Genomic DNA, 7,044 nt, shown 5'->3' with positions numbered 1-7,044 from the left:
ATCCGAACGCTGACCCAACGGGTCATGCAGGGATTCCAGGTAGTACTCCAAGCTGGTCAGCGCGTCGGCCAGAGTATCTAGTTGGCGTCCACTGGGAACGCGTTTGCGGTCAATCAGCTCGGCTTGTGTATAGACCTGCAGGGCTTGCAAGTAATCTGCGGGGACGTCTTGCTGCACCATGTGCAGCACCCCGGCAACCTCTGCCAACAGGCGCGGCACCGAGGCAACGTGTGCGTGATCCCAATTGGTTTCGACAAAAGCTATGAAGGCATTGCGCACTTCCGCAAAATTGCCGATGGTGGCCTGAGTCAGTGCCCCCATGACCTTGCTTGATTCCTGCGCCAGCAAATCGCCGCTTTCAGCACCGCTACCCAAATGCGCAACTTGATCATCCAGCGAATGATCGATGTAAATCAGCGCGCCAGCCACGTCCAGCAGGTCACTTTCCTGCAATGCGCGCTCGCCGCTGGCAATGGCCTGCACAACTGCGCGCTGCTCTTGCACCACACCGCTGGCGCTGCTCAACCCCAACATACCCAAGGTGTCGCCAATTCGATCCAGCGCTTCGGCCTGCGGCAGCAGATCTTGCACATTTGCGCGATTGCCGCGCAGATACAGATCCAGCGCGTCTTTGACCTTCAGCAGGTCTTCCTTGATCGCGGAAGACACGGTATCCAGCAGTGCACGGTTGCGCCCGGCCAAGCTGCCGCGTGCATGTTCGATTTCGGCATCGCTGGGCGCGACCAGCAAGCTGGGCAATTGGTCTTGCAACATCGGGGCAGCCCCGTGTGCGGCGCGCAGATCGTTGATCAGCGGCAGCAACACGATCGGAATGTCGCGATGCCCACCCTGCAAACGCTCCAGATAGTCCGGCAACTGCACCAAACCGCGCATCAGCGCAGCCAGGGCATCATCTCGATTGGGCGTGGCCGCTGCTTGCAATGCTGCTGCCACCTGCTCCATTTCCACCGACACCATGGTGGGTGCCTGCAATTCAAGCATCCGCAAGGTGCCCTGCACTTGGTGCAGATACCCCATGCACGCCTGCATCGAATTTTCACCGTTGGGGGCGTCGGCGAACGCTTCGAGCTCGATCCTGGCCTGACGCAAGGCCTCATCGATCTCGGGTTTTACCCAACCCAACGCGGTATGGTCGATGGCGTCTCGCTGTGCCGTGGTCATGACGAGGCTCCGCTAAATCCAAGCAAAACGATTCTGCCCTGAAGGATGCTGTTCATCCTGATCCTTGTCTCAATCGACGTCAGGCAGGCAGCTTGAAGTCGGCGACCGAACGGCGAAGGTCGGCGGCAAGCTGCGCCAGATTTCCAATGGATGCCGCAGTCTGGCTGGCACCTTGTGAGGTTTGTGCGGTGATCGACTGAATCGTGTTCATCGCTTGGGTGATATTGGTTGCTGCCGAGGATTGCTCCTGCGCAGCCACCGAAATCCCTTCAATCAATCCCGACAAGTCGGATGACACCTTTTCGATTTCGCCCAGTGCAGTACCGGCGTCTTCGGCCAAACGGGCACCGGCTACCACTTCCGATGTGGTTTGTTCCATCGAGCTGACTGCTTCGTTGGTATCGGCCTGAATGGTTTGCACCAGCGATTCGATGCGCTTGGTGGCGCTGGAAGAGCGTTCCGCGAGGCGTTGCACTTCGTCGGCCACCACCGCGAACCCACGGCCGGCTTCGCCGGCCGAGGCCGCCTGAATTGCCGCGTTCAACGCCAGGATGTTGGTCTGTTCGGAAATGTCATTGATCAGTTCCACGATCGAGCCGATTTCCTGTGAGCTTTCACCCAGTCGCTTGATGCGCTTGGAGGTTTCCTGAATCTGGTCGCGAATGCTGTCCATGCCGGCAATCGTCTGCCGCACCACGCCCGCACCGTTGGTGGCGATCTGCACGGAGCGGCGCGCCACCTCGGCGGAGTCGGCGGAGTTGCGCGACACCTGATTAATGCTGGTCGCAATTTCACTGATTCGACCGGACGCGGAGTTGATTTCCTGCGCCTGATGCTCCGCGGCGTCGGCCAGATGCATCGCGGTAGCCTGGGTTTCCTGCGCACTGGCCGCGACCTGCACCGAGGTGTCATTAATCGTGGCCACCAAGGTACGCAACTGTTCGACGGCGAAATTGATGGAGTCCGCAATCGCGCCGGTCATGTCTTCAGTCACGGTCGCCTTCACGGTGAGATCGCCTTCCGCCAGCGAACCCATTTCGTCCAGCAGGCGCATGATCGCCTCCTGGTTACGGTCATTCAGTTCTTTGGTGGTCTGGTAGCGTACGCGCTGGGCACGCCCCAGTGCCCACAGCAAGCCGACGATCGAGAATAGCGCCACCGCACCCGACAGGATGCTGACCCAGACGCCACCGATGACGCTGGTGTCCTTCAATGAGCCAAACGAGGTGAATGCCGCAAACAGGCCCTCACTGTCGGACAACAACTTGTCCGAGCCTGCGGCAAGGGCGCTGGCCGACGCCTGCGCCACGATCAGACGCTTGGAGTCCCCCACGATCGCGTCGAGATCCTTCTTCATGCCCTGCCACATGGCATGTGCTTGATTCAGCGGGCCCACCGCGCCAGCGGCGCTGACCTTGCCGATATCTGCACTGCCACTGACCAACGCATTCATCTGCCGGTCGAACACCGCAGCATCGCGCCCCAGCGCATCGGCAGCGACCTGCGCACCCGCACCACCCGCACGCAGTTCGGCAATTCGACGCGCCATGGTGGACGAGGTCACCACTTGGTTGAGCGCAGTGAACACCTGTGCCGAGCTGGCACCACCGGAGGCCAGGCCGCGTACAACTTCGTTCAATTGCGCTTGCAGCTGCGGAATCTTACCGGTGAAGCTGTCCGCGTGGCCGGCCAACGCCAGCACCGCCTGCTGCGAGCCCATGACTTCGTCGGAACGCTTTGCCAGCGGATCCCACGTATTGGTGACTGTGCGAATCGGTGCCGCCACGCCCGCGGCATCACCGAAGCGGTCATTCAGCAGTTTGATATCCGCGTCAATTTCGCCCTTGGTGGCCTTCAGCGCATCAAACGCCTGGCCTTTACCGTCGATCGCTTCACGGCCTTGGTTGGCCAGTCGCTGCGAGTTCAACTGCAAGCGCGAAGCCGCAGTACTGGCACCGCCCAAGCGCGATGCCTTGGTCGTGGCATACAGGGTGTTGCCGGCAAATACAACCAGCGAACCGATCAGCAACCAGATCCAGAAGTTGGTGCTGAGATTGCGGCCTTTACCGGCGGCGGAATCCATCAAAGTGCTCATCGTGCGACCTCGGCTTGCTTGGGGTTCCGCCAGTTAGGCGGCGGCTTGGCGGAATTCGGGAGTACGGGCGAGGCGTTCGAAACTGAAAACGCCCCAATCTTGATCATTGATGCGATAGGCGCGATCGATAAAGTGCGCATAGCGCCCTTCACTGATCGCATCGGCGGCGATGCCCTGCGCGTCGACGAAACTGCGTTGACCATAAAGCTCATCAATCGTGACGGCGACATCACCGCCCGGCTGACGCATCACCAGCACCCGCTGGCGTTCGTGCAGGACGGTACGCTCGCCTTCCAAAAATTGCTTGAGGTCGACCACCGGCAGCAAGGTGCCGCGAATATTGGCAACCCCCAGCATCCACGCTTGCGAACCTGGCACATGGGTTAGCGCCGGCAATGGCAGGATTTCAATCACCTCACCAAACCCAGATGCCAGCCGATGCGCGCCAACACGATAGGCAACTCCGCGCCACAACCCCGGCGCGTCCAATTGCTCGGGCAAACCAGCGACGTGCGACAGGCTGCGCTGTTCGTAATCGGCCAACACCAGGAATGGGGGCCGTTGCTCACGTGGGCGCACTGGCGCACGCCGTGGGCGCTTGGGTTTTTGCGCCACCTGGACGTCAACCACGGCCGCTTCCGCTGCGGCCTGTGAAACATCATGTTCGGCAATAACGGCACTGGCATCGGCATCCGGACCCGACGCGACTGCTGCCGTTATTTCTACGTGCCCCGTTTCTACTTCTTCCGCCGCATCGCTGGCAGGCACCGCTGCCTCAGCCGTATCGTCGGCCATAGCCTGCGGTTCCGGCAGTGCGGCAACAGCATTGGCCGCACGGGTTTCATCGACCCTCTCGGCAGCGCTGTCATGCACGACCGGTACTGGTGCCGCCTTGGCGGCTTCGGTCTGGGCTTTGCCTTTTTGCTTTTGCTTGCCGCGCTTGGCCATAGTCAGTGCCCAATCAATGCGTTGATGCGCGCAACCAACTCACTTTCGCGCGGCGGCTTCGTGATGTAATCCTTGGCCCCTTGGCGCATGCCCCATACGCGATCGGTTTCCAGCCCCTTGGTGCTGACGATCACGATCGGGATATGGCTGGTTTCGCTATCCCGCGACAGTGCACGGGTGGCCTGAAAGCCATTCATTCCGGGCAGAATCACATCCATCAGCACCAGATCGGGCTTGTCGCGCTTGCAGGCAGTAATGCCGTCTTCCGCGCTACCCGACGTCGTGACCTGGTGACCGTTGCGTTCCAGCAACTGCACCATGACTGCAGTCTCAGTCGGTGAATCTTCGATAAGCAGTATGCGTGCCATGCTGATCCTGTCCCCCCCGGTCAGGCGTTAACGTACGTCCGAATTGCACCAAGCAGCTCATCTCGCGTGAACGGCTTGGTCAGGTATTGCTCGGAGCCGACAATACGGCCTCTTGCCTTGTCGAATAAACCGTCCTTAGACGAAAGCATGATCACCGGCACGTTTTTAAACGTTTGGTTGTTCTTGATCAGGGCACAGGTCTGATATCCGTCCAGTCGCGGCATCATGATATCGACGAAAATGATCTGCGGATTGTGATCTGCGATCTTCGACAACGCCTCGAACCCATCGGTTGCCGAAACGACATCGCAACCCTCGCGCGCAAGCAGGGTTTCCGCCGTGCGTCGGATTGTTCTGGAGTCGTCAATGACCATCACCCGCAATCCCTTCAGGTTGCTATCTGCACTGTCTTGCTGCGCCATGTGTTCCCCTTGCGCTTGAATCCTGAGTGCCGCACCCAGCGGCGACAACAGCTCTCTATATCCCAGTCTATGCGCAGCGTGTCAAGCATTTACCGCATCTGATGTTCGATTTGTCTGCCTGCTACCATGCTTCGCCCCCCCGTATGGACTCTTCGTAATGCCAGTTTCCGCAGCTCTTGATGTGGTGGTGGTCATGGATCCGATTGGCGCCATCAAGCCGGCCAAAGACTCCACGTTTGCCATGCTGCTGGAAGCCCAGCACCGTGGCCACCGCCTGCACTATGTGCGCCCCGGCGGCCTGGCCCTGCGCGACGGGCAAGCGACTGCGGTAGTGGCGCCACTGCAAGTGCACGACATCCCGGGCGAGCATTTCATGCTGGGCGATTGGTCAACCCTGACCTTTGGCCCCGGCCAGGCCGTGCTGATGCGCACCGACCCACCGGTGGACGCCAATTACCTGCATGACACCCAGATTCTGGGGTTTGCGCAACGCCAGGGTGCTCTGGTGGTCAACAATCCGCAGGGTCTGCGCGATTTCAACGAGAAACTGGCAGCCCTGCTGTTTCCGCAGTGCTGCCCGCCGACCCTGGTTAGCCGCGACAACAAGGCACTGAAAGCATTTACCAGTGAACAGGGCGAAGTTGTACTGAAGCCATTGGATGGGATGGGCGGGCGCTCGATCTTCCGCAGCCACGCCGGCGACCCCAACTTGAATGTCATTTTGGAAACCCTGACCGAAGGTGGCCAGCAACTGGCGATGGCGCAACGCTATTTGCCGGAGATCGTGCATGGCGACAAGCGCATACTGTTGGTGGATGGCACACCGGTGGATTACTGCCTGGCACGGATTCCGCAAGGTGATGAATTCCGCGGCAATCTTGCCGCTGGTGGCCGCGGTGAAGGCCGGCCACTGACCGAGCACGACCGCTGGATCGCGGCACAGGTCGGCCCTGAACTCCGCCGGCGCGGAATGCTGTTTGTTGGTCTGGATGTGATTGGTGATTCACTGACTGAAATCAACGTCACCAGTCCGACCTGTATCCGCGAGTTGGATGCGCAATTCGGCCTGAATATCGCCGCGCAATTATTCGATTGCATCGAAGCCCTCGCCCTGTCCTGATGGTCGCCAGTACCGCCCCTGCCCTGCCGGCCCCGTCTCGAATCGGCGACACGGAGCGCATGCGTGCAACCGTTGTGCTGTCGCTACTCCTGCATGCCTTGGTGATCCTTGGGATTGGCTTCACGATTGAAGATGCCGCACCCTTGGTACCGACCCTTGACGTGATCCAAACCCGTACCCAAACACCGCTCACGCCGGCGCAAGCGGATTTCCTTGCGCAAGCGAACAATCAGGGTGGAGGTGAACACGACAAGGCCAACCGCCCCAGTGCGCCACAAGCCGGCCCGTTGCCACAGCCGGTGGACGGGCTGGCTCCACGACCGCTGCATGCGCAGTCGCCTACGCCCAGTCCACCGCAAAATGCACCCTTGGTGACCTCCACGCAAAGCAACACGAGTCTGCCGCTACCCACACCAACCCCGGAAGCCACCAGCAATGGACAACCGCCGGGGCGCGAAAAAATCGACCGTGACATTGAAATGGCGCGGCTGGCAGCGGAAATCCAGTTGCGTTCGGCCGAATACGCCAAACGCCCGAAACGCAAGTTTGTTTCGGCCAGCACCAAGGAATACGCGTGGGCGCAATACCTGCGGAGTTGGGTGACCCGGGTTGAGCGGGTAGGCAACTTGAACTACCCGGATGAAGCACGCCGCCGTCACATTGGCGGACTGGTGGTGATCAGTGTCGCCGTGCGCCGTGACGGCAGCGTGGAAAGCATGCGCATCATCCGCAGCAGCAATATCCCGATGCTCGACGATGCTGCCCTGCGCATCGTCAAGCTCTCGATTCCGTTCGCGCCACTGCCGAAAACGCCGGAAGACCCCGACATCTTGCACATCACCCGCACTTGGCAATTCATGCCCGGTGGCGAATTAGTCGATCGCTAAGCAATGGCCGTGAAGCGCCAGC

General features: G+C 60.3%; 7 protein-coding genes. 2 read left to right on the top strand and 5 right to left on the bottom strand.

Annotated elements, in window-relative coordinates; translation table 11 throughout:
* The 5 genes from QWB57_RS08220 to pilG form a co-directional block, all read right to left on the bottom strand.
* The coding region (locus QWB57_RS08220; RefSeq protein WP_288969092.1) for an Hpt domain-containing protein at window positions 1–1,182 on the bottom strand (1,182 nt) is incomplete at its 3' end.
* 79 nt (window positions 1,183–1,261) lie between these two features.
* Window positions 1,262–3,277, bottom strand: coding sequence for a methyl-accepting chemotaxis protein (locus QWB57_RS08215; protein WP_223627896.1), 2,016 nt, complete (start codon window positions 3,275–3,277; stop codon window positions 1,262–1,264).
* A gap of 33 nt (window positions 3,278–3,310) precedes the next feature.
* Window positions 3,311–3,856, bottom strand: a complete 546-nt coding sequence (locus QWB57_RS08210; protein ID WP_223628708.1) for a chemotaxis protein CheW — start codon at window positions 3,854–3,856, stop codon at window positions 3,311–3,313.
* Between the two features lie 371 nt (window positions 3,857–4,227).
* On the bottom strand, window positions 4,228–4,593 hold the full coding sequence (locus tag QWB57_RS08205) for a response regulator (protein ID WP_223627893.1): 366 nt from the start codon (window positions 4,591–4,593) through the stop codon (window positions 4,228–4,230).
* 20 nt (window positions 4,594–4,613) lie between these two features.
* A complete protein-coding gene (pilG, locus tag QWB57_RS08200; RefSeq protein WP_223627891.1) occupies window positions 4,614–5,015 on the bottom strand; it encodes a twitching motility response regulator PilG in 402 nt (133 codons plus the stop codon).
* Between the two features lie 157 nt (window positions 5,016–5,172).
* Here pilG and gshB point away from each other — a divergent pair, with 157 nt between their 5' ends.
* Both gshB and QWB57_RS08190 read left to right on the top strand, forming a co-directional pair.
* A complete protein-coding gene (gshB, locus tag QWB57_RS08195) occupies window positions 5,173–6,135 on the top strand; it encodes a glutathione synthase (RefSeq protein ID WP_288969090.1) in 963 nt (320 codons plus the stop codon).
* Entirely contained in the window at window positions 6,135–7,022 is an 888-nt protein-coding gene (locus QWB57_RS08190; protein ID WP_223627887.1) for an energy transducer TonB, read from the top strand. Before gshB ends, QWB57_RS08190 begins: the two co-directional genes overlap by 1 nt.
* Window positions 7,023–7,044: the final 22 nt, after the last annotated feature.

The sequence above is a fragment of the uncultured Thermomonas sp. genome (genome assembly GCF_937872235.1).
GTDB lineage: Bacteria > Pseudomonadota > Gammaproteobacteria > Xanthomonadales > Xanthomonadaceae > Thermomonas > Thermomonas beijingensis.
Note: the sequence above shows the minus strand (reverse complement) of the source record. Positions and strands in the feature narration are given on the sequence as shown.